The following is a 22,721-nucleotide window of genomic DNA, read 5'->3' as shown; positions in this document are numbered from 1 at the left end:
CCGGGGCGTATGCCCCGGCCCCTTACTTCTTTTCTTCTCTGGCAAATTCGCGGGCAAGTCTGGCGAGCTCCCTTAACTTTTGATCAACGAGGAAAAAGATTGTCCCTTCGGGATAAGAGCCATCGGGCTTTCTTTCGCCAGCAGGTTTTCCAGTAAGAATTTCTACACCTTCTTCCACCCGAGAAATAGCCCAGATATGAAACTCGCCTTTTTCAATGGCTTTGACCACCTCTTTATCTAGCATAAGTTCTTTTACGTTGGCCTCTGGGATAATTACTCCCTGTTTACCGTTTAAACCCTTGGCCTTACAGACTTTATAAAAGCCTTCAATTTTTTGGTTAATTCCGCCTACAGGTTGAATATCACCTTTCTGGCTAACCGAGCCGGTGACAGCTATACCCTGGTAGATAGGCACTCCTGATAAGGCAGAAAGAAGAGCAAAAAGCTCGGCACTTGAGGCTGAATCCCCTTCCACCAGGCCGTAGCTTTGCTCAAAACAAAGAGTAGCCGTAAGGGTAAGGGGTTTGTCGTGGACAAATCTTTCTCTGAGAAAACCTGCAAGAATCAAGACACCTTTAGTATGGATTTTTCCAGAAAGCTCGGCTTCTCTTTCTATGTTAACCACGCCTTCTTTGCCGAGAGAGATGTTGGCGGTAATCCGTGTTGGACGCCCAAAAGAGTAATCACCAAGGTCGTAGACCGAAAGGCCATTGATACTTCCGCATAGTTCACCGTCCACCTGAATTTTGATAATGTCTTTTTCAATCATCTCCTGGAGGCGTTCTTCGGAAAGGTTTGCCCTGAATTTTCGTTCATTTATGGCCTTTTCTAGATGAGAAGCGCTTATGGCCTCTTTCTGCTCGCGTTTGGCCCAGAAATGAGCTTCTTTTAATACGTCCTGGATCACGGGAAGCTCCAGAGAAAGCTTATCCTGGCGGCCGGCCAGTTCGCAGGAGTATTCTATAATTTTAGCCAGGGCGTCTCTTTCAAGAGGGAGTAGCTGGTTGTGTTTTACTATGGCTGCTACGGCCTGTAAAAATTGTTTGGTGGTCTCTTCAGTACGGTCAACCCAGCGGTCAAGATGGGCTTTTACCTTAAATACTTCTCTGAAGGTTTCGTCATAGAGATAGAGGAGATGGTAGATGAAAGGGTCGCCCTGGAGAATAACCTTGGCCCTAAAAGGAATGGGCTCAGGTTTTAAGGTTTTCGTGGTAAAAAGGCCGATCTGTTCAGCCAGGTCTTCCAGGTAAATTTTACGGGTTTTTATAGCCCGTTTTAAATTTTCCCAGCTGAAAGGATATTTTAGCAGGTCAAGGGCCCGTACAACTAGAAAGCCCCCGTTAGCCTTGTGAAGGCTTCCGGCTTTTAGCATGGTAAAGTCAGTTATGAGGGCTCCGAACTGGGCCTTTCTTTCAATGGTGCCAAAAAGGTTGGTATAAGTGGGGTTGGGTTCAAAAATAACCGGTGCTCCCTGGCGTTCTGAGTTGTCTACAAATACGTTTACTTCATAACGGGTAAAAGAAGGCTGCATGGGTGGCATGGGAAAGGGCATAGGAGGTTGAGGGGCAGGGCGCTGACGAAAGTCATCCAGATGTTTGATTATGTCTTCCTGAACTTCGTTTAAATATGTAACAACACCTTTGATGGTGGCGTATTTTTCCCTGAGTTCCTGGATAAAACCTCCCACTACGTTTAAAGCTACTTCGCGGTCAAGTTCTTTAAGTTTCTGGCGAAGTTCTTTTTCCAGTTGCTGGATGCGTCTTGCGGTGGCGTTTAGTTCTTTCTGTAAAGCCTCGCTTTTGCGCTTTAAACTTTCTTTTACTTCTTCAGGAAGCTCCTTAACGTCTTCAGGGGTCATGGGAGTGCCATCGGGTTTGGCAGGGATAATCATCATGCCAAAGGGTTCCACGTTTAGAATAAAGCCTTCGGCCTTTACTTTTTGTTCAAGTTCTTCAAATATCTTGGCTCGAGTAACGTTAAATTCGCGAATGATTTGTTCTTTTCTGGTAATGTAGGCTTCACTTTCAAAGGCCTCTGGAATCTTTTGACGGAGATTTTCAATAAGGTCAGACATATCTTTCTGAAACTCACGGCCTTTTCCTGGGGGAAGTTCAAGGGACTTGGGGGCGTCTGGGTTTTTAAAATTATAGACGTAACACCAGTCAGAAGGGGTAGGCCTTTTACAGGCCTGGCTTTCTACCAGGGCACGTGTAATGTAGCTGGTGCCAAGCTCTGGAGTGCCAGCCACGTACATGTGAAAATCCAGGTCGTCAAAATTTAGCCCGAAGTCAAGGGAACGGACAGCCCTTTCCTGGGCCATAATGGGCTTTTCAGTCTCAAGGCTTTTTAGAAGATCCTCAAAGGAAGTTATTTTCAAAGATGAGGGGTCAACTGTTAACCTCACTTCTTCTGGTTTTAAGGTTTTGGCCGCCATAATCCCTCCGGGATGATTTTGTAGGTAGGAATATCATATCATGTTGTGCGGTAAGAAACAGTAAGAGACAGGCGAAAAATTTAAAAGCTAGTTATCAGCTATATGAAAAACAGCCCTTAGTTTAAACATTTTTCGGGCAGGAAAATGCCGAGGCCTTAACCCCGTTTCCTTGGCAATCTCTTCAAGGATTTTTTCTACAGCAGGCCAGTCTTTAGCTACCAGGGTAAACCATATATTAAATTTGTGTTTTCTTAGATAACAATGGGTAACTTCAGGACGTATGGCAATTTGCTTAGCAATGGCTTCTTCTTTCTCTGCAGGAGCTGATACTGCACATAAAGTGGTAACAAAACCAAGCTTACGGGAGTTAATGCTTGCCCCAAAATGCCGCAAAATACCTTTTTGTTTAAGTTTTTTAAGGCGGGCAAGGGTTTCCTCGGCGCTCAGCCCCACCCTTGCCCCAATTTCAGTGAAAGGTTCTGATACCAGGGGAAAGTCGTCTTGAATTATTTGAAGTAGTTTTTTGTCTAACGGATCTAATTGGTGCAAGACTAGACCTCTATCTTAACAATTTCGTAAACCTTCACTCCTTTGGGAGTTTGTACTTCTACCTCGTCGCCCTCTTCTTTACCAATCAAAGCCCGGCCAATAGGTGATGTGACCGATATTTTTCCATTTTCAACATCAGATTCGTAAGGACCTACCAGTTGATAAGTTTCTTCTTCATCAGTATCCAGGTTTAAAAGGGTGACTTTAACGCCAAACTGAACCCGAGAAGGAGGGGTCTTGGGAATATCTACCACTTCAGCCCTGGCCAGACGGTCAGAAAGCTCCTGAATACGCCCTTCAATGTGGGCTTGCTTTTCTTTGGCCGCGTGATATTCAGCGTTTTCTGAAAGGTCTCCATGGGCTCTGGCTTCCTCTATGGCCTTGATGACCTTTTGACGCTCGGTGGTTTGAAGACGGCGTAGCTCTTCACGCAGTTCTTCGTAACCCTGTCTGGTCATAGGGATTCTTTCCATAAGCTCCTCCACCCACTTATTCTAAAATTAATAAGTGTTTATACAAAAAGAATCTCTTGATTTGAGAGATTCCCTAAGATTTTTAAGTCAATAGAGACCTTTACAAAATATTTTTCTGAGACTGTTTCGCTTGTCCCGAGCGAAGCAAGGGATCTCCTCTCCCTTGAAGCAATCTCTCCCCTACAAAGTTTATAAAAAACAATGTATTAAAGTTTTGCAAAGGTCTCTCAATAATAAAAAAACCGCACGATTTGTGCGGTAAAAGTTAGCTAAAAATTTAAACGAGTTTAACTAAAAGAGCAAGGCTAAAACTGTGGCTAAAAATAATACCACACTTATGGCTCCATTAAAAGTAAAAAAAGAAAGATTAAGACGACTCAAGTCCTCGGGGCTTATTACCACGCGTTGAGCCACGAACAAAGCCAGGGTAATCCCTAGTCCTACATAATAAATCCAGGAAAGATTGGCCAGAATGCCTGCTAAAGTAAAAAGAAAAAAGGCCAGGGCGTGAAATAAGGCGGAAATGGAAAAGGCAGTTTTGCGTCCAAATTTGGCAGGGATTGATTTAAGTCCGGCTTTTCGGTCAAACTCTTCGTCAAGACAGGCGTAAAGGATGTCAAAGCCCGCTACCCAGAAAAGCACGCCCAAGGAAAGCACCAAAGGGACCAAATCAAACGAAGGCTTAACGGCAATCCAGCCGGCTAAAGGGGCAAGGCCTATGGCCAACCCCAAAAATACGTGGCAGAGCCAGGTAAAACGCTTGGTATAAGAATAGGCCAGCACAATGAAAAGAGCTATGGGTGAAAGCTTAAAGGTAAGGGAATTTAGCCCCCAGGCACAGGCAAAAAAGACAATAACTGCCACTAAAAAGAAAAGCCAGGCTTCTTTTTTGTCAACCAGCCCGGCTACAAGGGGCCTGTCTTTGGTGCGAGGGTTTTGGGCGTCAAAAGGAAGGTCCACAATGCGGTTAAAGGTCATAGCAGCGGTACGGGCCCCTACCATGGCTCCCAGAATAAGCAAGCACTTGTTAGCCGGGGGAATACCTCCTGCCGCTAAAAAGGCGCCGGTAAAGGCAAAAGGAAGAGCAAAGATAGTGTGTTCAAATTTTATCATATCAAGCAGAATTTTTATTTTGCGCCACATTAATCTAACCCCCGCCAGCGTTTTAGATTTGTAATTTCTATACCTAAAAATTCAGCCAGTCTTTGGGTAAAAAAGTCAACCATTTCCTGGATGTCTTTGGGTTTATGATAAAAAGCCGGCATGGCCGGATAGATAGTGGCTCCAGCTGAAGCGGCCAAAAGCATATTTTTAAGGTGGATTTCGTTAAAAGGGGTCTCTCTCACCACCAAAATAAGCGGACGCTTTTCTTTAAGCATTACGTCAGCCGCGCGACTTATTAAATTCTTGGCCAGCCCGTGGGCAATGGCCGCCAGCGTGCCCATAGTGCAGGGAATAACCACCATAGCTTCATAATTAGAAGATCCGCTGGCTGGTGGTGCGCTTATTTCATGCTCACTATAAAGCCTTTCGGTAAAGTTCAAAAGTTTTTCAGGGTTAAGTTCGGTTTCTAAAGGGAATACCTTTCTGGCCGCTTCAGAGATAATGGTCTCTGTGGCTACACCTTTTTGTTTTAGGAGCTTTAAAAAAGAAACCGCGTATGGGCTACCACTGGCTCCAGTTATAGCTACCAAAACTTTTTTCACTGGAAAACTCTCCTCTAAATTTTGTTTGTCTATGGCTCAGATCGCTTTGCCTGTCCCTGTGATGAGAAATTATTTAGTCGGCCTTTCGGCCTCCTCGCAGTGAGAAAGGAAAGTGTCCTTGCGAGCCACAAAGTGGCAAAGCAATTTCTACCAAGCTTCATTCCAATTGGCCTTATATCACCATCTGGAATATTTTTGAGCCTCGGCGCGGGCCAGTTTATCACAACGCTCGTTTTCAGGATGCCCGGCATGGGCCTTAATCCATTGCCATTCTACCTGGTGTTTGCGAGTTAGTTCAGCCAGTTTTTGCCAGAGGTCCTGATTTTTGACTGGTTTTTTGGCGCTGGTGCGGAAGCCATTTTCTAACCAGCGAGGAAGCCACTTGGTGATACCATCTTTTAGGTAACGGGAATCTGTAAAAATTTTTACCTGGCAAGGCCTTTTGAGGCTTTCCAGGGCTTTGATAGCAGCCATAAGCTCCATGCGATTATTGGTAGTGTTTGCTTCTCCGCCGGTAATTATCTTTTCCTGGCCTTTATACCTTAAAATAGCGGCATACCCACCAGGGCCGGGGTTATCCAGACAGGCTCCATCTACAAAGATTTCCACTCTTTTTGCCGTGTTCCCTTGACTTTCAAGCTCCTTCAGAATTTCAATACCTGCGCTTGTACCAAGCCGAGAGGCCCCGGCTTCAATCAGGGCCAAGGCCTGTTCAAGGGTTCTTATCCCTCCTGCGGCCTTTACTTTTAGGCGTCCGTAGGCTCGTTCACTCAAAATTTTCACGTCTTCAGGGCTAGCCCCTCGCGGGCCAAAACCTGTAGAGGTTTTCACAAAGTCAATCTGGCTTTCAGCAAGAATATCTACCAGAGCTTCCATCTCTTCGCGGTTGAGATAGCCGCATTCAATAATGGCCTTTAATACGGTGTTTGGCATGGAAGCCCTGAGTTCCTGGGCTTCAGCAGCTACGAATTCAAACCTTTCTTCTTTTACCCAGCGAAGATTTATGACAAAATCTAATTCGTCGGCACCCAGGGCTACTAGTTCTTTCCCTTCATAGGCCTTAACCGATGTTATTTGAAACCCAAGGGGAAAACCTATAACCGAACAGACTTTTACTGAAGACTTTTCTAAAAGTTCTTTTGCCAGGGGCACAAAGGTTGGAGCTACGCATACAGTTGCTACTTCATATTTTTTAGCCGCTTCACAAAGGGCTTTTATATCCCTGACAGTAGCGGTAGGTTTTAGTAAAGTAAGGTCAATGTATTTGGCCAATTCTTTTACGGAGGTTATTTCCATGGCTAAGTATTATCCCATCTTTCTTAAAATTGAGCAAAAGCTGTGTGTTGTTATCGGCGGGGGAAAAGTAGCCGCCCGCAAGATTAAAACTCTTCTTGAAGCTGGCGCCAAAGTCAAGGTTATTTCTCCTGAAGTTACAGAAGAAATAAAAAAACTTGATGAACAGGGCGAAGTAGAGTGGATAAAACGTCCTTATCAAAAAGGAGATTTAGAAGGGGCTTTTTTGGTTTACGCTGCCACTGATGACCCTAACGTGCAAAAACAAGTTTTTGCCGAGGCCGAAGAAAAGAACATTTTCTGTAACGTGGTGGATAAACCTGTCCTTTGTTCCTTTATTGTGCCTTCTATTGTAAAAAGGGGAAGGCTTCAGATTGCTATTTCTACCTCTGGTGCTAGCCCGGCCCTTGCGCGACGCCTGCGAGAACAGCTTGAAGAGACTTTTGGCCCGGAGTATGCCGAATACCTTGATTTAATGGCTCGCTGGCGTGAGGAAGTCCTTTCCCGTGAGCTTTCTGAAAAAGAAAAGCGCCAAATTTTTGAACAACTGGTTCTGGCCCCTGTGCCTTTATGGCTAAAAAGGGGGGAGCGTCATCATGTCAAATCTTTGGCTAATACCTTTGGCCTCACCTTTGACGATGAGTCCTAAATTTAAGGCCACCTTTGAAGCGAAAGGTTTTCTTTTTACCGCTCTCTGGGATGAGCAGGGCTGTCTCTGGCACCTTACTTTTGGAGACGCTCCCGCTCCTCTTTTTCTCAAACGCCTAAAACAAAAAGGCTATTCCTTATCTTTTGTTCTGGCTCCACAAGCCTTTAAGGAATCCGTAGTAAAGGAACTTTTGACCTACTTTTCAGGGCATAAGAAGACTCCAGTTTATCCCTCTTTTCTTCTGGGAAGTCCTTTTGAAAAGAAAGTCTGGCAGGCTTTACTTGAAATCCCTTGGGGCGAGGTCAAGACCTATGCCTGGCTTGCTCAAAAAATAGGCTCTCCAAGGGCCTTGCGTGCGGTAGGCCAGGCCCTGGCTAAAAACCCTATCCCTATTTTTTATCCCTGTCATAGAATCGTCGCTAAAAATGGCCCTGGAGGCTTTAGCTCTGGCTTCAAAGTGAAGAAAAAGCTCCTTGCCCTTGAAGGGGTTAATGTCAATAGTTTGACGTTTTAAAAGAAAGTATAAGTCCCTTTATTATCTTTTCTTCCCAAAAAACGCCATTTTAGCCGTTTTCCTTTTTGGCACTCACTTTGCAAATCTCTTTTCGTCGAAGGAGGTAGCCATGGCCGAAAAAGAAAAAGAGCAGCAGGAAGAAAAGAAAGGCGGTAAAAAGTTCCTGTTAATAATCATCGTAGGGGTAGTTTTATTGCTTGGTGGCGCTGGTGGGGCTTACTTTTTCCTTTTTGCCAAAAGCAGCCCCCCACCAGAAGAGGCAGAGCAGGAGCAGCCACCTGAACCCGAAGTAGGGCCATTTCTTCAGCCTGACCCCTTTGTGGTAAACCTGGCAGACCCCACTGGCCAGCGCTATTTGCGGGCCAAAATTACCATTGAATTTAGGGATGACAAGGCCTACCAGCTGGCCAATGAGCGTTTGCCTCAGATAAATGACGCCATCATTATGGTGCTTTCAAGCAAAACCGTAGAAGAGGTCTTATCACCTGAAGGCAAGCTTGAATTGCGCCTGGAGTTAATACGAAAGCTAAACGAACTTTTAGGGCCTAATAGCGTAAGGAACATATATTTTACCCAGTTTGTGGTGCAATAGCCATGAGTGATATTCTTTCGCAAGAAGAAATTGATGCCCTATTAAGCGGTATAGACGAAGGGGCGGTTGATACTACCCCCGAACAACCGGAATACGAAGACAAAGACATTCGCCCCTTTGATTTCAGGAACTATACCGTCTCAGCCCGGCTTAAGATGCCAGGCCTTGAGGTGGTGAATGACTATTTTGCCAGGGGTTTCAGAGGTACGCTTTCTTCTCTCTTGCGCGAGGTGGTGGATATCGTTGCGCTTCCCATAAAGCTTGAGCGCTTTAAGGACTTTTTAAATCGCATACCAGTTCCAGCTTCTCTTCACCTTTTTAAACTTGAGCCTTTACGTGGGCTTTGCCTGCTTAATTTTGAAAGTCGTCTGGTTTTTACTTTTGTGGAGCGTTTTCTAGGGGGAAGTAGCCGTCGTATGCTCAAGGTTGAAGGCCGTGAATTTACCATTATTGAACAACGCCTGATTAAACGAGTAGTTGAAGCCGCACTGCAAGAGCTTGAAAAGGCCTGGCGAGGGATCCATCCCGTAAAACCTCAATATGTTCGTAGTGAAATTAACCCTCAGTTTGCCAGAGTCCTTCAGCCTGATGAAACCGTAGTGGTCTGTACCTTCAATCTTGAGCTTGAGGACTTAAAAGGTGAACTGCTTCTCTGCTACGGTCTGGGCACCCTACAACCGGTTAAAGCCAAACTTTATTCCCCTTTTCAGAGCGAAGAAGATGCAGACCCTTATTGGCGTGAACAGCTTGAGGAAATCATTCGTTCCGTAGTGGTAGAGATTTTAGTGCCCATGGGTAGCGCTGAGGTTTCTGGCAAAGATGTCCTTGAGCTAAACGAAGGTGACATAATTGAACTTGATGCGAAGATTGACCAGCCTTTGCCGGTCTATGTGGAAGGAATCCATAAAATGCTTGGAGAGCTTGGTATTTATAGGGGCCGCAAAGCGGTTCGTGTAATTGAATTTTTAAAAGAGGAGTAAAACCATGTCTGACGAACTACGCCAGGATGATATTGATGCCCTTTTGAACCAGGAAGAACCCAAAGAAGAGACTACACAAACTGAAGGCCAGACAGAAGAAAAAGATACTCAGGAAGCAGCCCAGCCAGATATTGGTGATGCCGAAGCAGACCTTCTGGCCCAGTGGGAAGAGGCCTTGCAGGAGGCCAAAGAAGCAGAAACCTCTTCGCCTAAGGCAGAAGAAAAGCCTGCCAAGGAAGAAGTAAGCGCTTCTCAGCCTGATTTTGAAGAGTTTAAGCCTGGCGGCAACGGAACCGAAGGCCATCCCAATCTTGATTTTATTCTGGACATTCCCCTTGAGATTTCCGTAGAAATTGGCCGCACCAAAATGATTATCAATGATCTACTGAAGCTTTCTCAGGGCTCAATCATAGAGTTAAACAAACTTGCCGGAGAACCAGCAGAAATTTATGTGAATAAACGCCTTATGGCCCGGGGCGAGGTGGTGGTGGTAAACGACCGCTTTGCCGTAAGGCTTACAGAAATAATTTCTCCACAAGAAAGGGTAAGGCAGCTCGGCTCATGAACGAATTAGCTCTTTATCTACAGGTTTTGGGCGCAACTTTTGTCCTATGTGCCCTGTTAGTGGCAGGGCTCTGGGGGCTTAAAAGGCTCAAATTCACTAAAGGAGAGATGACAGGCGAGATAAAACTTCTGGCTTACCGACCACTAAACCATAAAGCTCAATTAGCCCTCATTGAAGTGTTTGGCGAAAAGATGCTTATTGGCCTGGGTGAAAACGGGCCAAAACTTATTCGGCGCTGGAAAAAAGATGAAAAGAGTAACTCTTAGCTTGATAACTTTGGCTTTATTGCTGACTCCCCAAATAGCTTCAGCCATTACTTTACCTACGGTGCGCTTTGGCCTGGAACAGGCCAAAGGGCCTGAGCAGATGGCTACCGTGCTTCAGGTCCTTCTTTTACTTACGGTTCTTTCGGTGGCTCCGGCTCTCCTTCTTATGGTTACTTCTTTTACCCGGCTCGTGATAGTCTTTTCCCTTTTACGCCACGCTTTGGGAACTCAACAAACTCCCCCTAATCAGGTGCTCATTGCGCTGGCCCTTTTCCTTACGTTTTTCATTATGAGCCCGGTTTTTAGCCAGGCTTATAATCAGGCGGTTTCCCCATACCTTGCCGGAGAAATCGGAGATGAAGAATTTTTTAAAGACGTGGTAAAGCCCTTTCGGGAGTTCATGTTCAAAAATACTCGTGAAAAAGACCTCGCTTTGATGATAAGGCTTTCTGGTGCTCCAAAACCTGAAAACAAAGAAGACGTAAGCACCCTTACCCTTATTCCGGCTTTTATGATTAGCGAATTGCGCACGGCCTTTGAAATTGGCTTTCTTCTTTACATACCCTTTTTGATTATTGATATGGTGGTGGCAAGTGTTCTTCTTTCCATGGGTATGATGATGCTTCCACCGGTGATGATTTCCTTGCCCATTAAAGTGCTTCTTTTTGTGCTGGTTGACGGCTGGCATTTATTGGTGGGCTCTCTGGTGAAAAGCTTTGGGTAGGAGGAAGAGATGACAGAGACAACTGTGGTAGGGCTTGCCAGACAAGCTATTGAGCTGACCCTTCTTGTCTCTATGCCCATGCTTCTGGCTGGCCTGGTTGTAGGCCTTCTTATCAGTTTATTTCAGGCCGTGACCCAGATTCAGGAGATGACTCTGACTTTTGTGCCCAAGATTGTGGCGGTACTGGTGGCTTTAATGGTGGCCTTTCCCTGGATTATGCGAAAGATGCTTACTTTTACCGAACAAATAATTCTTGGGATTCCGGGGTACATTAAATGAATTTTTTTGACTTTTACACCGAGCTAGCCAAATATGCCGTGGCCTTTGCCCTTATTCTGGTAAGGGTGGGCTTTTTTGTGGCCTTTTTACCGATATTGGGAAGCAGGCTTATCCCTTTGCAGGTAAAGGCCGCCCTTGTGCTGGTCCTTTCCCTTGTTTTTACGCCAATTTGGGTGGGAAGGGTTATTATGCCTGCTTCTCCCTGGGAGTTTTGCCTTTTGGCCCTGAACGAAGCAGCTCTGGGAGTCTCTCTGGTATTTCTGGTAAGACTTATTTTTACCGGAGTGCAATTTGGAGGGCAGTTACTGGGCTTTCAGATGGGGTTTGGTGTGGCAAATGTGCTTGACCCGGCCACCGGGCTCCAGGCCCCTGTGCTTTCTCAGTTTGCCTATTTGATTGCCCTTTTGCTCTTTTTGGTCCTGGATCTGCATCATTATTTCCTGCTAGCTCTGGGCGAGAGCCTAAAGCTCCTTCCACCGGCCACTCTCAAGACGCCGGTTGAAGTCTTTAAAGTCCTCGTACTCAAGGGAAAAGAGATTTTCGTGCTGGGCATAAAGATAATGGCTCCAGCCATGGCTATCCTGTTTCTTATCCAGATAGCCATGGGAATAGTGGCCCGCTTTGTACCCCAGATAAACATTTTGATTGTGAGTTTCCCTTTAACCATTGCCGTGGGGTTATTCTTTTTCGGGCTTACCCTTCAGATTTTCAGCATGGTGCTTGCGCCTTCCTGGCGCGAGGCTGTGGGTTTTGTACCCCAGATTATTAAGGCGTTTGGGAAATAGTTATGCCGGACGAGAGCCTTCAGGAAAAAACAGAAGAGCCTACGCCGAGGCGGCTTGAAGAAGCCAGACGCCGGGGGCAGGTGGCCAAAAGCCGTGAAATATCCGCGGTGGCCGTGCTTTCTGGCAGTGTGCTCGTCTTTGTAATGGCTGGTTCTTACATGGTTGGCCAGATGCTGGTTGTTTATCGTGAGTTTTTAAGCTTTTCAAAGCCCCTTATTGATAGCAACAGGGTTTACGAAGTTCTTATGCTCTCAGTAAAGCTTGGGGGCAAAGTGCTTATGCCCCTTTTGATTGTCCTTCTTATGGTTTCTTTCCTTTCAGCTTATCTTCAGGTGGGAAGTGTATCCGCCTGGGAAGTCCTGAAGCCCAAAGGCGAAAGGATTGACCCTATAAAAGGTTTTAAGCGTCTTTTTTCTCTTCCGGCTCTTTTTGAGTTTTTAAAGTCTCTTGCCAAGCTCACCATTATAAGCCTGGTGGCTTATCTGGTTTTAATGTCTGAAAAAGACCTGGTTCTTTATTTGGCGGATCAAGCCCCGGCTGAAATTGGCAAAAACATCTACCTCCTTTCGCGTAACCTGGTTTTAAAGACCCTTATGGCTTTAGCCGTGCTCGCCATACTTGATTTTCTTTTTCAGCGCTGGGAAACCCATCGCCAGCTCCGCATGACCAAACAGGAACTAAAAGAAGAACTCAAGCAAACCGAAGGTGACCCGTGGGTTAAGAGCAAAATTCGCCAGATTCAACGCACCATGGCCCAGCGTCGTATGATGGCCGAGGTGCCCAAGGCCGACGTGGTAATCACCAACCCCATTCACTACGCGGTAGCTCTTAAATATGAGGCAGGGAAAATGCCAGCCCCACAGGTGCTGGCTAAAGGAGAAGGCCTGGTAGCTCAGCGTATAAAAGAAGTGGCCAAAGAGGCAGGGGTTCCCATTGTGGAGAACCCTCCCCTGGCTCAGGCCCTTTATAGGGAAGTTGAAATCGGGGAATACATTCCGGCTGAGCTTTATCAGGCGGTGGCGGAAGTGTTGGCCTACGTATATCGCTTGAGGAGGAAGGTTAACTAATGGCTGAAAAAGCGCTTCCTTTAAACAGACAATTTTCTTTAGACTCCTCTAACCTGGCGGTAGCCGCTGGGGTGGTGGGCATACTTACAATAATGGTCTTCCCCCTGCCGCGTTATCTCTTAGACTTTTTGCTATCCCTTAGCTTTAGCCTGGCTTTACTTATTTTGCTCATGTCCATGTACATAAAAAAGCCACTTGATTTTTCGGCTTTTCCAGCCCTTTTGCTGGTAACTACCCTCTTTAGGCTGTCGCTAAATGTGGCCAGTACAAGACTTATTCTCCTTCACGGGCACGAAGGGCCAACAGCTGCTGGAAACGTAATTAAAAGCTTTGGCCAGTTCGTGGTGGGAGGGAATTACGTAGTTGGAGCCATTGTCTTTGCCATTTTAGTGATAATCAATTTCGTGGTCATAACCAAAGGAGCCGGACGTATTGCTGAAGTGGCTGCCCGTTTCACCCTTGATGCCATGCCTGGCAAACAAATGGCCATTGACGCTGACTTAAACGCCGGCTTGATAGACGAAACCGAGGCCAAAAGACGCCGTGAAGAGATAGCTAAAGAAGCCGAGTTTTACGGGGCTATGGATGGTGCCAGCAAGTTTGTGCGTGGTGAAGCCATAGCCGGCCTCATTATTATGACCATTAACGTTCTGGGAGGCTTGATAATTGGTGTGGCCCAGAAGGGGCTTTCTTTAGGAGAAGCGGCCCAGAGCTACACCCTGCTTACTATTGGAGATGGCCTGGTCTCACAGATTCCTGCCCTGATCGTTTCTACCTCTGCTGGTATCATTATCAGCCGGGCGGCAGCTGAGGCCAGTATGGGGAAAGACTTTGCCAGACAGTTTGCCACCAGGCCTGAAGCCATGGCTATTGCCTCAGTTATTATTTTTATCTTTGGTATGCTTCCCGGTCTTCCCACCATGCCTTTTGTCGTACTTTCAGTGTTGATGCTAGCCCTGGCTTATGTGGCCTACCGCACTCAGAAAGAATGGCCAGGTGAAGAAGAACGAGAAGAATCTGCCACACCGGAAGAAAAAACAGAAGCTCCCGAAATAGTAGAAGAGTTGTTGGTGGTAGATGTGCTAGAGCTTGAAGTAGGTTACGCCTTGATCCCCCTGGTGGACGAGACACAGGGTGGAGATCTCCTTGAACGTATCCGCACTATGAGACGCCAGTTTGCCCTGGAAATGGGGCTTATTGTGCCTCCTCTGCACGTACGTGACAACTTGCAACTAAAGCCTGGCGAATACGTAATTCTTATAAAGGGGGTGGAGGTGGCCAGGGCTGAGCTTATGCCCGGGCACGTGCTGGCCATGGACCCTGGAGAAGTCAAAAAACAACTTGAGGGCATACCCACCCAGGAGCCGGCCTTTGGGCTTCCCGCTATATGGGTGCCAGAAGAAAAGAAGGAAGAGGCTGAACTTGCAGGCTATACTGTGGTGGACCTTTCCACGGTTATCGTTACCCATCTGGCCGAGGTCATCAAGAATAACGCCGAAGAATTGCTGGGCAGACAGGAAGTCCAGAAGCTCTTAGACGCCCTGGCCAAACGCTATCCCAAAGCCGTGGAAGAGTGTCTAAACGCCGTTAGCCTTGGGGTAGTACAGAAAGTGCTTCACAACCTGGTGCATGAACGGGTCTCCATAAGGGACCTGCTAACTATTGTTGAAACTATTGCAGATTACGGCCAGAGCATAAAAGATCCGGACCTACTGACAGAATACGTAAGACAGAGACTTGCCAGATTAATTGTTAAGCCTTACCTCGCTGAGGATGGGAAATTACACGTAGCCGCCATTGCCGAAGATATAGAAGAAGCCATAAAGCGCGCCCTTAAGCGTACAGACCAGGGCACTTTTCTCACCCTTGACCCTAAAGTAGGAAGCCGTATTGTGGCTGCCTGCACCCAGGCGGCCGAAAGGCTGGTTATGGCTGGTTATACGCCGGTATTTTTAACCGGGCCAGTTTCCAGGCGTCACCTACGCCGCTTAATAGAACGTTCACTCCCGCAGGCAGCGGTTATTTCTCAAGCAGAAATTCCACCGCAAATTCAGGTTGAAATACATGAAACCGTGAGGCTTGTCTAATGAAGGTACAAAAGTTTCGAGCCAAAACTTCGGTGGAGGCTTTGGCTAAGGTCAAAGAGGCCTTGGGAGAGGAAGCGGTAATCCTTTCTACCAGAAGGGTTAGAGAGGACGGCCGCTGGCTTTATGAGATTACAGCTGCCATTGATTTTGAACCAGAAGAAAAAGAAACAAAGCCTCCTGAAAGAGAAAATATCTCCGTTTTAATGAAAGAGATTGCTTCTTTGAAAGAGATAATCCTTGGCCTTGAAGCAAGCTTAAAACCCCGTTCTGCCTGGACAGAGCTTTTCATTGAGCAGGGGGTTCCCGCCAGGGTAATAAAAATTCTTTCAGGCAATGGTAACGGTAGCAAAGAATTATTCCTCAAAAACATAGCCGCTAAAGTTAGGGAACGTGTTGCTCCGGCCAGGCTTTCTAAGTTTCTGTTTTTTATTGGCCAGGCCGGAGTTGGAAAAACTACTTCGGTTATAAAACTTGCCGCGAGGCTTTCAGCCGCAGGATACAGGGTGGGCCTTGTCTCTCTTGATACTGTACGCGTAGGGGCCAGAGAACAAATAAGTCGCTTTGCCGAGCTTTTGGAGTTTCCCCTTTACTTTTCTCATCCTGAGGACTTTCCAGAAGAATCTAAAAAACTTAAGGAATTTGATTACGTGCTGATTGATACCCCGGCCCTTGGGGCAGGATTCCCTGAGTTCGGTCTTAAAAAGTTCCTAAACATAAAAGACTCTTCTTTTCATTTGGTAGTGCGGGCGGCTGATGTTTCACTGGTGCTTCCCTCTCTTTTTAAGCGTTTGAGAGGAATTCCCGTGGCCTCCCTTGTCTTGACCCATGTGGAAAGTCTCCCTTCAGGGGGGCTTCTTTTCGGTCTTTTTTTGCCAGAAATGCCCCCTGTGAGTTTTATTTCCACCGGAGACCAGGTGCCAGAAGACTTTGAAAGAGTAACCCCCAAACGTTTGTTTGGCTTGCTTATGAGGAATTTAGAACTGGAGGAAAGATATGCTGGGGTATGAGGCTTTGTATCCAGAAAATGGACCCAAAGTTTTTGCTATTTCAAGCGGCAAGGGCGGTGTAGGCAAAACCACCTTTGCCCTTAATGTTTCCTGCGCCTTGAGTGGCAGGAATGACGTTTTACTTTTTGATGCTGACCTGGGTCTGGCAAATGTTGATGTCCTTTTAGGGTTGAGTCCAAAATTTCACATAGGAGATGTCCTGGCCGGGCGTTGCCAGCTGGAAGAGATAGTTCTAATTGGACCAAGGGGCCTAAAAATACTTCCTGCTAGCTCCGGGCTGGTTAAATTGACCAGTCTTTCTGAATCACAAAAACTGGTTTTACTTGAGGCCTTTGACCGTCTTACCGCTGGCCTTGAGTATGTTTTCCTTGATACAGCCGCTGGCATTTCAGAAAACGTGCTTTATTTCAACCTGGCCTCTCAAGAAAGGATCCTTATTTGTACCCCTGAACCTACGGCCTTAACCGATGTCTACGCTCTGATAAAGGTCCTTTTTAAACGCTACCGCATCAAACGATTTCACCTGGTGGTGAATATGATAAGACGGCCATCTCAGGCCTTTGAGATATATAGGCAGCTTTTACGGGTGGTAGAAAAATTCTTAGGGAGCATATCCCTTAATCTTCTGGGTGGTATCCCTGTAGATAGACGGGTTTCAGAGGCTATAAGGGCCCAGGTGCCATTGCTTGAATTATTTCCAGATTCACCAGCCAGTAAGGCCATCAGAGAAATAGCCCTGGAAATAGCTAATCTGAAAACAGATCCTTTAGAAGGTGGATTGCAATTTTTTGGACGAAAAATCATGGGGGGTTGTGCATGAAAGCTCCAAACTTGATGACCAAAGAAATAGAAAAGCAATTGAAAGAGGAGTTCCCCAAGAACATGGACCTTAAACATCGAAATGAACTCATTATTAAATATGCCCCTCTTATAAAATACATAGCTGGAAGACTGGCCTTGAAGCTACCACCCAATGTGGATATCAACGATCTTATCAGCGCGGGGATTATGGGCCTTATAGATGCCATTAACCGCTTTGATCCAGAGAGAAATATCCAGTTCAAGACCTTTGCTGAGTTTCGTATTCGCGGGGCCATGCTTGACGAGCTGCGTTCTCTTGACTGGGTGCCCCGTTCCATTAGAAAAAAGGCCAATGCTATTGAAAAGACCTATCAGGAACTGGAACAGCGCCTTGGACGCCCGGCTGAAGATGAAGAAGTGGCAGAAGCGTTAGGAGTTAGCATTGAAGAGTTTCATAAAATGCTGGAAGAGACCAAAAATGTTTCTTTTATAGATATTGAAACCATCAAGAGAAAGCTTCCGGACTTAAACGAAGAAGACATTTTTGACTTAATAGAAGATCCAGACCAGCCAGACCCATTTGAAGAATGTGGCCTAAAAGAATTGAGAGACCTTCTGGCAGAGGCCATTGATAGCCTGCCAGAAAAAGAAAAGCTGGTCTTGAGCCTTTATTACTACGAAGGCCTTACTATGAGAGAGATAGGAGAAATCCTTGGTTATACCGAAAGTCGCATTTCTCAACTTCATAGCAAGGCCTTGAAGCGTTTAAGGGCCAAACTCAGAGGCCGGGTGGGAAAAGAATTTTTTGAAGAGCTTTAGGAATTTTTTCAAGCTGACCGATAAGTAACGAAGAAACGAAATTAAGGAGGTTGATGTTTATGGATACAAATATGAAAGTGCTAGTGGTAGATGACTTTGCTACCATGCGCCGTATTATCAAAAACATTTTGCTTCAGCTTGGTTTTAAAAATATCATTGAGGCTGATGACGGTACTACTGCCTGGGAAATTCTTGATAAAGGCGAAAAGGTGGATCTTATTATCTCTGACTGGAATATGCCCAAAATGACTGGTATTGAACTTTTGAAAAAGGTAAGAAGTGACGAACGCTTTAAAGATTTGCCGTTTCTTATGGTAACGGCTGAGGCGCAAAAGGAAAATATTATAGAAGCGGTAAAATATAAAGTTAACCAGTATATTGTTAAGCCGTTTACACCTGAAACTTTGCAGGAAAAATTGAAAAAAATCTTTAGCTGATGCCTGAAGAAGAAAAAAATTTAGAAAATAAACCCCCTGAAGAAGAGCAGGATGACCCTCTGGCTGAACTTTTAATAGAAGATGAGGAGGGGGAAGTTTCCCCCTCTGAAACATCCGCTGCCGAAACGGATGAAGCTAAAGATTCTGAGGCAATCAAAGAAGAACCCGACAAAAAATTAGATGTAGAAAAGGAAAAAAATACCGGGGAAGATGGTGCCCCTTTACCTGGAGAAGACCCCTTAGCCAGCCTCCTTGATGAGGAATTGTTGGAAGAAGAAGATACTTCTGAATCCGAAAAGGATTCTTCTCAGGAAGGAGATTCAAAAGACAAAGATGAGAAAGATGAACCAGAAGACAAAGATGAAGAGGAACAGGCTTCAAAACTAGGTATAGTTTGGCTTGTTCTTGCTATTTTGATCCCTGCTATTCTTTTGGCCTCTGGAGTTTTTACTTTCTTGAAGCTTTACCAGCAACCGCTAGTTACTATCCCTGAAAAGGAACCGGCTAAACCTGAAACTCCTCCCCCTAAGGCTGAAAAACAAGTCCCTCTGGTGGCCTCACCTATAGCAGTAGAAAGTCAAAAAATGTTGCTGCTTAAAAATTTTCTTATCCCTTATCAGAAAAATTCAGGAGAAAATGTTTTCGTAAAAGCCAAGGTTATCCTTTATTTTGCTAATAAAAGGGACTATGAAATGGCCAAACGGAACGAACTTCTCTTAAGAGAGCACCTTTATCGCTTATTACGTAATGTCCCACTTTACGTGTGGGAGAACCCCCAGGGGGAAAAAATCATTAAAAAGGAATTCTTAAATTATTTGACAAAGAAAAAGATTGCTGATGTAGTACCAATAGATGTGAAAGTAAGTGGTTATATCTTAAAATAAGATCATGGCTGATGAACTAAAAGGACTATATTCTGTTAATTATCTAATGATGCGGGTAGAAGATCCTTCCAAACGTCTCCCTCATCGTGAAGGAAGGCCGGCTAAAAAGTTCATCAAAAAGAAAGAGAAAAAATCCAAAGAATCATTGTCTTTACCCAAAGGTAAAATAATTAATATTTGCGTGTGAATATGGCTGATGTAACTATTTTTTTTCTTTTTCAGGCTATTTTTGATTTAATTCTCCTTCTTTTGCTTTTTTTGCTCTATCTTCAGTTAAGGCGTGTGGGGCAAATCCCTATTGATGAAGTAGAGAAACGATTAAAAGCCGCTAATGAACTTTGCGAAAAACTTTCAGAAAACCTGGCTCAAAAAAAAGAACTCTCAGAAAAAATTATTACCGCTCTTGAAACCGGGGCTAATGCCTGGGAATCAACGCGTAAAGATGCCAAAGATATAAAAAACAGGGTTTATGAACTGGCTCGAAAAGGTTTTGATATTTCAGAAATAGCCAAAAAAACCGGGCTTCAGGAAGGTGAAGTAAATCTTATTCTTGCCGTAAAAAAAAGAAAAGGCTAAATCATGATAACTCCTCCAGTCAGGTTTACTGCACCGTTAACCTTAAGGCAGTTGCCTGAAGGCTTTATTGAAGGATTAAGGCCTGGGCAGGTAATCAGCGCCAAAGTAGAAACTATAGAAGGCCGTTTATTAACACTTTTTGTGGGGCATGAGCGTTTAGAAGCCCTTATCTCTGATGAGGTGCCTTTGCATCTTTTAAAACCTGGCCAGTCAATAAAGCTCAAGGTTGTTTCCCTGGGGCCACCTCTAGTTCTATCTCTTGGCCTTGAAAAGGTTCTTTCTAAGGAAAATTTTTTGCTGATTTTAGGTAATATTTTTAAAGCCCTTGGAAAAAAGCCTCCTTTTTTAGAAGATGTTCCTCGGGAAAAGGTCTTAGAATTTTTCCTAGCTAACCTGTTAAAAAAGGAAAAGACAGGGGCAAACGAAACAAAAGAACCAATCCAAAAAGAATTGCGGGATTTTTTGCTCAAAAACTGGCAAGAAGGCCAATTTTTAATCCCCTTTATTATAGGAGACCGTGTTTCCTGGGGTTATCTCGCAGAAGATAGCAGTGTCCCCAGAAGAAAAGGCGAGCGCGTTTTTGTTCTAGTGGTTTTTCTTTCTCGTTTAGGCCTTATGGAAGCAAGGTTTTTATGTTACCAGGGAGGGCTAACTATTCAGCTCAACTTTGCCAGTGAAGAGGCCTTTGAAAAAGCCCAAAAAGCCTTACCAGGGTTACAGGAAATGTTTTCGGAGTTTAAACAGCAGGTTATTATTAAAAGTGATAGACTTTCTGCTACACCTGGGCAAATTTTGAAGCTAAATGTTTAAATTTTTAAAGCGAAAAGGCCAGGAAAAAGAACCCATTTTAGAATCTCAAAAACCTTCCTCTTGGCTGGCGAGCTCTTATAAAGATTTAAAACGTGCCGAGGAAATTCTTGAAAAAGAGCCTGATCTTTCCGCTCATCTGGCCTGGCAGGCGGCGCGTAAAGCTTTAAAAGCCCTGGAACGTAAAGCCGAAAAAAGAATTTCAGCCTCTTCCCTTGAAGAACTTTTTTTAAGATTTCCAGAAGGGGAAAACGCTCCTCGCTCGGTTAGAGAGGCGGTTAAATTTTTGGACTTATTTAAAAGGCTGGCTAAACACGAGGATTTATTTTTAGATGGTTCCATGCAGCTTGGCCCTTTAACCACCCATGACGCTAAAAGAGTGATAGAGGCCGCCAAGCTACTCATTAATCATCTTGAGCACCGACTTAAATAGCTTTTAAGGGGCACTTTACTTCAACTGTCGGCTCTTCTCCCTCTTCCATTTTTTTAAGCAGGTCAGCCAGGGTAATGCTTTTTAAGCAATTTTCAATAGTTTTGGTTAATAGAACCCATACATCGCGGGTGGGGCAGGTATCGCTTTGTTCACAGAGCTCTGGCTTAACAATACAGGGGGTCAGGGCTTCTATCCCTTCAAGCACGGAAACCACGTCCCAGACAGTAATTTCTTCAGGCGGCCGGGCAAGAATATGCCCACCTTTAGGCCCCCTTACACTTTTTATGAGCCCGGCTTTTTTGAGTGGTATAATCAACTGTTCCAGATATTTTACCGACAGATTTTGCCTTTTAGAAATCTCTCCTATCTGGAGGGGGCCCTGACGGTAATGTTTGGCTAATTCTATCATCATACGGGTTCCATACCTGCTTCTGGTGGTTATTTTCATGATGTACTCCTATGAAATGCTGTTATTTGATAGAAAATATAATATATTTCAAAAGTCAACAAAAATTTTTTTAAGATTAAACTGGAGTTTTTTATTCCAGATTTGAATTTTGGCTGTTTTCAATTTAGATTTTAGATATGGATATAAGCTTAAAAACAATAAGAGAACGTCTTCTCACTAAAAAAGACCTATACGATGAATATAATTTCTCAAAAGAACAGCTTTATGCCCTCTGGGCCTTTTTTGATCTGGCCCAGGAGTTTGCTTCTATCAAAAACTTTTATCGCCTCTGTGTGTTAATCCCCAAAGAGTTTTTTGACCACGAAAGTTTTTTGTATCTGGTTCAAGGAGATAATTATGTTGAGCTGGTGGCCTCAAGTGAAAAGGGCCTTTTAGAATACCCTCAAAAAACCAACCTTCCTTTAAAAAGAGAATATTTCAGAGAGGGTAACCGCCATTTTTTTCCTTTTGTAGGGAATCGCAAGCTTTTAAATCTCATTCCTGCTCATAAAGAAAAAGACTTGCTGGGAATCCTTGAAGTAAAGGCAAATAACCTTTCTGAACAGGAAAAATTTTTCTTCCAGAAATATGCTAACCGTATTGGCTATAGTTTGCATATAAAGTTACTTATAGATCAAATACTACAGCACATAAGATTTGTAAATGAATTGGTAGCTGATATTGAACACAATGTTATTATACCTAATATTTATTATCGCTACTTATTTAAACAATTACGAAAAAAAATAGATTCATTAAAAGAAATAAAAACAATTTTAACTGATAAAGATATTAGTGACAGAGAAAAAGAAATGATAGAAAATCTTTATCAAGAATTGCTTAGCTGTTATCAGCAAATAGAGAAACATTATGAAAATACCAGCCTTTTTCTAGAAAGCCTTCTCAGGCAAGAGCACTTCAGAGAAGGCCGATTTGTTTTGCGGCGCAGGCCCTGCCGTTTTGCCAAAGAAATTATTGAAGCCCAGCTTGAAAGATACCGTAAACGTTTTGAACAGGCTGGTATTATGATAGATAACCGTTTGGGCGGAGTTCCAGCAGAAGAAGAATTCGTTTTAGCCGTTGACGTGGGGCTCCTTTCACAAGTTTATGCTAATCTTTTCAGTAACGTTTTAAAATATGCTCAGGAAGTAACCAACGAAAAGGGAGAAAAGATAAAATTTATTTCTTTTGGACGTGAGGTGATACCTGATTATTTCGGCCCAGGGCGAGATGGTATAAAATTTAATGTGTTCAGCACCGGCCCTCACCTCAGCCCAGAAGAAGCCCAAAAGCTTTTCGAAGAGGGCTGGCGTGGTAGTAATACTAACGGTAAGCCGGGTTTTGGGCGAGGGCTTTATTTCGTCAGGAAGGTTATAGAATTACACGGAGGTGTGGTTGGTTATGAACCAACTCCTCTGGGCAATAACTTTTATTTTATTCTTCCCTTAAAAACCCCGCCTCAAATAGATAAAGACTCAGATAAAGAAATAAAATGTCATTGACTGGCGCTTTGATAATATTATGCTCCAGATAGAAAGGGAGGAAA

The 22,721-nt window shown here is 44.5% G+C and carries 28 protein-coding genes and 1 pseudogene; 21 read left to right on the top strand and 8 right to left on the bottom strand.

The window, feature by feature from the left end; all coding sequences use genetic code 11:
* Window positions 1–22: 22 nt before the first annotated feature.
* The 7 genes and pseudogenes from TH606_RS00770 to deoC form a co-directional block, all read right to left on the bottom strand.
* Window positions 23–2,434, bottom strand: coding sequence for a Lon protease family protein (locus TH606_RS00770; protein ID WP_068540599.1), 2,412 nt, complete (start codon window positions 2,432–2,434; stop codon window positions 23–25).
* Window positions 2,435–2,521: 87 nt separating this feature from the next.
* Window positions 2,522–2,983 carry an Lrp/AsnC family transcriptional regulator gene (locus tag TH606_RS00765; RefSeq protein WP_068540597.1) on the bottom strand — a complete coding sequence of 154 codons (462 nt, stop codon included), beginning with the start codon at window positions 2,981–2,983 and terminating at the stop codon, window positions 2,522–2,524.
* Between the two features lie 2 nt (window positions 2,984–2,985).
* Entirely contained in the window at window positions 2,986–3,456 is a 471-nt protein-coding gene (gene greA / locus TH606_RS00760) for a transcription elongation factor GreA (protein ID WP_068540595.1), read from the bottom strand.
* Window positions 3,457–3,747: 291 nt separating this feature from the next.
* On the bottom strand, window positions 3,748–4,599 hold the full coding sequence (locus TH606_RS00755; protein WP_068540593.1) for a UbiA-like polyprenyltransferase: 852 nt from the start codon (window positions 4,597–4,599) through the stop codon (window positions 3,748–3,750).
* Window positions 4,599–5,162 carry a UbiX family flavin prenyltransferase gene (locus TH606_RS00750; RefSeq protein ID WP_068540591.1) on the bottom strand — a complete coding sequence of 188 codons (564 nt, stop codon included), beginning with the start codon at window positions 5,160–5,162 and terminating at the stop codon, window positions 4,599–4,601. Before TH606_RS00750 ends, TH606_RS00755 begins: the two co-directional genes overlap by 1 nt.
* A gap of 177 nt (window positions 5,163–5,339) precedes the next feature.
* Window positions 5,340–5,810, bottom strand: a complete 471-nt coding sequence (gene rnhA, locus TH606_RS12055) for a ribonuclease HI (RefSeq protein WP_068540636.1) — start codon at window positions 5,808–5,810, stop codon at window positions 5,340–5,342.
* Window positions 5,811–5,819: 9 nt separating this feature from the next.
* A pseudogene (gene deoC / locus TH606_RS12050) lies at window positions 5,820–6,458 on the bottom strand (deoxyribose-phosphate aldolase); the annotation flags it as partial.
* Between deoC and TH606_RS00740 the strand changes: the two are divergent.
* From TH606_RS00740 to TH606_RS00650, 20 genes are all read left to right on the top strand, one after another.
* Window positions 6,457–7,104 (top strand): precorrin-2 dehydrogenase/sirohydrochlorin ferrochelatase family protein, encoded by a 648-nt coding sequence (locus TH606_RS00740; RefSeq protein ID WP_068540589.1) that lies wholly within the window; start codon window positions 6,457–6,459, stop codon window positions 7,102–7,104. The pseudogene deoC and the gene TH606_RS00740 sit on opposite strands and share 2 nt — an antisense overlap.
* A complete protein-coding gene (locus TH606_RS00735) occupies window positions 7,052–7,618 on the top strand; it encodes a methylated-DNA--[protein]-cysteine S-methyltransferase (protein ID WP_068540587.1) in 567 nt (188 codons plus the stop codon). Before TH606_RS00740 ends, TH606_RS00735 begins: the two co-directional genes overlap by 53 nt.
* Window positions 7,619–7,727: 109 nt before the next feature.
* Window positions 7,728–8,210 carry a flagellar basal body-associated FliL family protein gene (locus tag TH606_RS00730; protein WP_068540585.1) on the top strand — a complete coding sequence of 161 codons (483 nt, stop codon included), beginning with the start codon at window positions 7,728–7,730 and terminating at the stop codon, window positions 8,208–8,210.
* A gap of 2 nt (window positions 8,211–8,212) precedes the next feature.
* Window positions 8,213–9,190, top strand: a complete 978-nt coding sequence (fliM, locus tag TH606_RS00725; protein ID WP_068540583.1) for a flagellar motor switch protein FliM — start codon at window positions 8,213–8,215, stop codon at window positions 9,188–9,190.
* A gap of 4 nt (window positions 9,191–9,194) precedes the next feature.
* Complete coding sequence (gene fliN, locus TH606_RS00720; RefSeq protein WP_068540582.1) at window positions 9,195–9,755, top strand: flagellar motor switch protein FliN; 561 nt, start codon at window positions 9,195–9,197, stop codon at window positions 9,753–9,755.
* Complete coding sequence (locus TH606_RS00715; protein ID WP_068540580.1) at window positions 9,752–10,021, top strand: flagellar biosynthetic protein FliO; 270 nt, start codon at window positions 9,752–9,754, stop codon at window positions 10,019–10,021. Before fliN ends, TH606_RS00715 begins: the two co-directional genes overlap by 4 nt.
* A complete protein-coding gene (gene fliP / locus TH606_RS00710) occupies window positions 10,002–10,745 on the top strand; it encodes a flagellar type III secretion system pore protein FliP (protein ID WP_068540578.1) in 744 nt (247 codons plus the stop codon). The genes TH606_RS00715 and fliP overlap by 20 nt, the downstream gene beginning before the upstream one ends.
* Window positions 10,746–10,754: 9 nt before the next feature.
* Window positions 10,755–11,024 (top strand): flagellar biosynthesis protein FliQ, encoded by a 270-nt coding sequence (gene fliQ / locus TH606_RS00705; RefSeq protein WP_068540576.1) that lies wholly within the window; start codon window positions 10,755–10,757, stop codon window positions 11,022–11,024.
* Window positions 11,021–11,809 carry a flagellar biosynthetic protein FliR gene (gene fliR, locus TH606_RS00700; protein WP_068540574.1) on the top strand — a complete coding sequence of 263 codons (789 nt, stop codon included), beginning with the start codon at window positions 11,021–11,023 and terminating at the stop codon, window positions 11,807–11,809. The genes fliQ and fliR overlap by 4 nt, the downstream gene beginning before the upstream one ends.
* A 2-nt stretch (window positions 11,810–11,811) precedes the next feature.
* The gene (flhB, locus tag TH606_RS00695) at window positions 11,812–12,876 is read left to right on the top strand and encodes a flagellar biosynthesis protein FlhB (protein WP_068540572.1); all 1,065 of its coding nucleotides are present in this window, start codon (window positions 11,812–11,814) and stop codon (window positions 12,874–12,876) included.
* Window positions 12,876–14,963, top strand: coding sequence for a flagellar biosynthesis protein FlhA (gene flhA / locus TH606_RS00690; RefSeq protein ID WP_068540569.1), 2,088 nt, complete (start codon window positions 12,876–12,878; stop codon window positions 14,961–14,963). Before flhB ends, flhA begins: the two co-directional genes overlap by 1 nt.
* Entirely contained in the window at window positions 14,963–15,970 is a 1,008-nt protein-coding gene (locus TH606_RS00685; protein ID WP_068540567.1) for a flagellar biosynthesis protein FlhF, read from the top strand. The genes flhA and TH606_RS00685 overlap by 1 nt, the downstream gene beginning before the upstream one ends.
* Window positions 15,957–16,790, top strand: coding sequence for a MinD/ParA family protein (locus TH606_RS00680; protein WP_068540565.1), 834 nt, complete (start codon window positions 15,957–15,959; stop codon window positions 16,788–16,790). The genes TH606_RS00685 and TH606_RS00680 overlap by 14 nt, the downstream gene beginning before the upstream one ends.
* Entirely contained in the window at window positions 16,787–17,590 is an 804-nt protein-coding gene (locus tag TH606_RS00675; RefSeq protein ID WP_068540563.1) for a FliA/WhiG family RNA polymerase sigma factor, read from the top strand. The genes TH606_RS00680 and TH606_RS00675 overlap by 4 nt, the downstream gene beginning before the upstream one ends.
* 53 nt (window positions 17,591–17,643) lie before the next feature.
* A complete protein-coding gene (locus tag TH606_RS00670) occupies window positions 17,644–18,027 on the top strand; it encodes a chemotaxis response regulator CheY (protein ID WP_068540562.1) in 384 nt (127 codons plus the stop codon).
* Window positions 18,027–18,911, top strand: a complete 885-nt coding sequence (locus TH606_RS00665) for a hypothetical protein (protein ID WP_068540560.1) — start codon at window positions 18,027–18,029, stop codon at window positions 18,909–18,911. The genes TH606_RS00670 and TH606_RS00665 overlap by 1 nt, the downstream gene beginning before the upstream one ends.
* Before the next feature lie 4 nt (window positions 18,912–18,915).
* Window positions 18,916–19,098: a hypothetical protein gene (locus TH606_RS11445; RefSeq protein WP_157627816.1), complete on the top strand. Its 183-nt coding sequence runs from the start codon at window positions 18,916–18,918 to the stop codon at window positions 19,096–19,098.
* Window positions 19,099–19,100: 2 nt separating this feature from the next.
* The gene (locus tag TH606_RS00660) at window positions 19,101–19,487 is read left to right on the top strand and encodes a DUF6115 domain-containing protein (protein WP_068540558.1); all 387 of its coding nucleotides are present in this window, start codon (window positions 19,101–19,103) and stop codon (window positions 19,485–19,487) included.
* A gap of 3 nt (window positions 19,488–19,490) precedes the next feature.
* Window positions 19,491–20,297, top strand: a complete 807-nt coding sequence (locus TH606_RS00655; RefSeq protein WP_068540556.1) for a hypothetical protein — start codon at window positions 19,491–19,493, stop codon at window positions 20,295–20,297.
* Window positions 20,290–20,727, top strand: coding sequence for a HEPN domain-containing protein (locus TH606_RS00650; protein WP_068540554.1), 438 nt, complete (start codon window positions 20,290–20,292; stop codon window positions 20,725–20,727). Before TH606_RS00655 ends, TH606_RS00650 begins: the two co-directional genes overlap by 8 nt.
* Here the strand turns inward: TH606_RS00650 and TH606_RS00645 are convergent.
* Window positions 20,720–21,175, bottom strand: coding sequence for an RrF2 family transcriptional regulator (locus TH606_RS00645; RefSeq protein WP_068540552.1), 456 nt, complete (start codon window positions 21,173–21,175; stop codon window positions 20,720–20,722). The two genes, TH606_RS00650 and TH606_RS00645, sit on opposite strands and share 8 nt — an antisense overlap.
* Window positions 21,176–21,312: 137 nt before the next feature.
* On the opposite strand from TH606_RS00645, the gene TH606_RS00640 reads away from it, so the two are divergent.
* The gene (locus TH606_RS00640; RefSeq protein ID WP_068540550.1) at window positions 21,313–22,677 is read left to right on the top strand and encodes a sensor histidine kinase; all 1,365 of its coding nucleotides are present in this window, start codon (window positions 21,313–21,315) and stop codon (window positions 22,675–22,677) included.
* Window positions 22,678–22,721: the final 44 nt, after the last annotated feature.

It is taken from the genome of Thermodesulfatator autotrophicus, from assembly GCF_001642325.1.
In the GTDB taxonomy this organism is placed as follows: Bacteria; Desulfobacterota; Thermodesulfobacteria; order Thermodesulfobacteriales; family Thermodesulfatatoraceae; genus Thermodesulfatator; species Thermodesulfatator autotrophicus.
Note: the sequence above shows the minus strand (reverse complement) of the source record. Positions and strands in the feature narration are given on the sequence as shown.

What these genes read in the sequence shown, in the direction of transcription:
- TH606_RS00770 (WP_068540599.1), bottom strand. Translation starts at nt 2,434, where the DNA reads ATGGCGGCCAAAACCTTAAAACCAGAAGAAGTGAGGTTAACAGTTGAC.
- greA (WP_068540595.1), bottom strand. Translation starts at nt 3,456, where the DNA reads ATGGAAAGAATCCCTATGACCAGACAGGGTTACGAAGAACTGCGTGAA.
- TH606_RS00755 (WP_068540593.1), bottom strand. Translation starts at nt 4,599, where the DNA reads ATGTGGCGCAAAATAAAAATTCTGCTTGATATGATAAAATTTGAACAC.
- TH606_RS00740 (WP_068540589.1), top strand. Translation starts at nt 6,457, where the DNA reads ATGGCTAAGTATTATCCCATCTTTCTTAAAATTGAGCAAAAGCTGTGT.
- TH606_RS00735 (WP_068540587.1), top strand. Translation starts at nt 7,052, where the DNA reads ATGTCAAATCTTTGGCTAATACCTTTGGCCTCACCTTTGACGATGAGT.
- TH606_RS00730 (WP_068540585.1), top strand. Translation starts at nt 7,728, where the DNA reads ATGGCCGAAAAAGAAAAAGAGCAGCAGGAAGAAAAGAAAGGCGGTAAA.
- fliM (WP_068540583.1), top strand. Translation starts at nt 8,213, where the DNA reads ATGAGTGATATTCTTTCGCAAGAAGAAATTGATGCCCTATTAAGCGGT.
- fliN (WP_068540582.1), top strand. Translation starts at nt 9,195, where the DNA reads ATGTCTGACGAACTACGCCAGGATGATATTGATGCCCTTTTGAACCAG.
- TH606_RS00715 (WP_068540580.1), top strand. Translation starts at nt 9,752, where the DNA reads ATGAACGAATTAGCTCTTTATCTACAGGTTTTGGGCGCAACTTTTGTC.
- fliP (WP_068540578.1), top strand. Translation starts at nt 10,002, where the DNA reads ATGAAAAGAGTAACTCTTAGCTTGATAACTTTGGCTTTATTGCTGACT.
- fliQ (WP_068540576.1), top strand. Translation starts at nt 10,755, where the DNA reads ATGACAGAGACAACTGTGGTAGGGCTTGCCAGACAAGCTATTGAGCTG.
- fliR (WP_068540574.1), top strand. Translation starts at nt 11,021, where the DNA reads ATGAATTTTTTTGACTTTTACACCGAGCTAGCCAAATATGCCGTGGCC.
- flhB (WP_068540572.1), top strand. Translation starts at nt 11,812, where the DNA reads ATGCCGGACGAGAGCCTTCAGGAAAAAACAGAAGAGCCTACGCCGAGG.
- flhA (WP_068540569.1), top strand. Translation starts at nt 12,876, where the DNA reads ATGGCTGAAAAAGCGCTTCCTTTAAACAGACAATTTTCTTTAGACTCC.
- TH606_RS00685 (WP_068540567.1), top strand. Translation starts at nt 14,963, where the DNA reads ATGAAGGTACAAAAGTTTCGAGCCAAAACTTCGGTGGAGGCTTTGGCT.
- TH606_RS00680 (WP_068540565.1), top strand. Translation starts at nt 15,957, where the DNA reads ATGCTGGGGTATGAGGCTTTGTATCCAGAAAATGGACCCAAAGTTTTT.
- TH606_RS00675 (WP_068540563.1), top strand. Translation starts at nt 16,787, where the DNA reads ATGAAAGCTCCAAACTTGATGACCAAAGAAATAGAAAAGCAATTGAAA.
- TH606_RS00670 (WP_068540562.1), top strand. Translation starts at nt 17,644, where the DNA reads ATGTTTATGGATACAAATATGAAAGTGCTAGTGGTAGATGACTTTGCT.
- TH606_RS00665 (WP_068540560.1), top strand. Translation starts at nt 18,027, where the DNA reads ATGCCTGAAGAAGAAAAAAATTTAGAAAATAAACCCCCTGAAGAAGAG.
- TH606_RS11445 (WP_157627816.1), top strand. Translation starts at nt 18,916, where the DNA reads ATGGCTGATGAACTAAAAGGACTATATTCTGTTAATTATCTAATGATG.
- TH606_RS00660 (WP_068540558.1), top strand. Translation starts at nt 19,101, where the DNA reads ATGGCTGATGTAACTATTTTTTTTCTTTTTCAGGCTATTTTTGATTTA.
- TH606_RS00655 (WP_068540556.1), top strand. Translation starts at nt 19,491, where the DNA reads ATGATAACTCCTCCAGTCAGGTTTACTGCACCGTTAACCTTAAGGCAG.
- TH606_RS00650 (WP_068540554.1), top strand. Translation starts at nt 20,290, where the DNA reads ATGTTTAAATTTTTAAAGCGAAAAGGCCAGGAAAAAGAACCCATTTTA.
- TH606_RS00645 (WP_068540552.1), bottom strand. Translation starts at nt 21,175, where the DNA reads ATGAAAATAACCACCAGAAGCAGGTATGGAACCCGTATGATGATAGAA.
- TH606_RS00640 (WP_068540550.1), top strand. Translation starts at nt 21,313, where the DNA reads ATGGATATAAGCTTAAAAACAATAAGAGAACGTCTTCTCACTAAAAAA.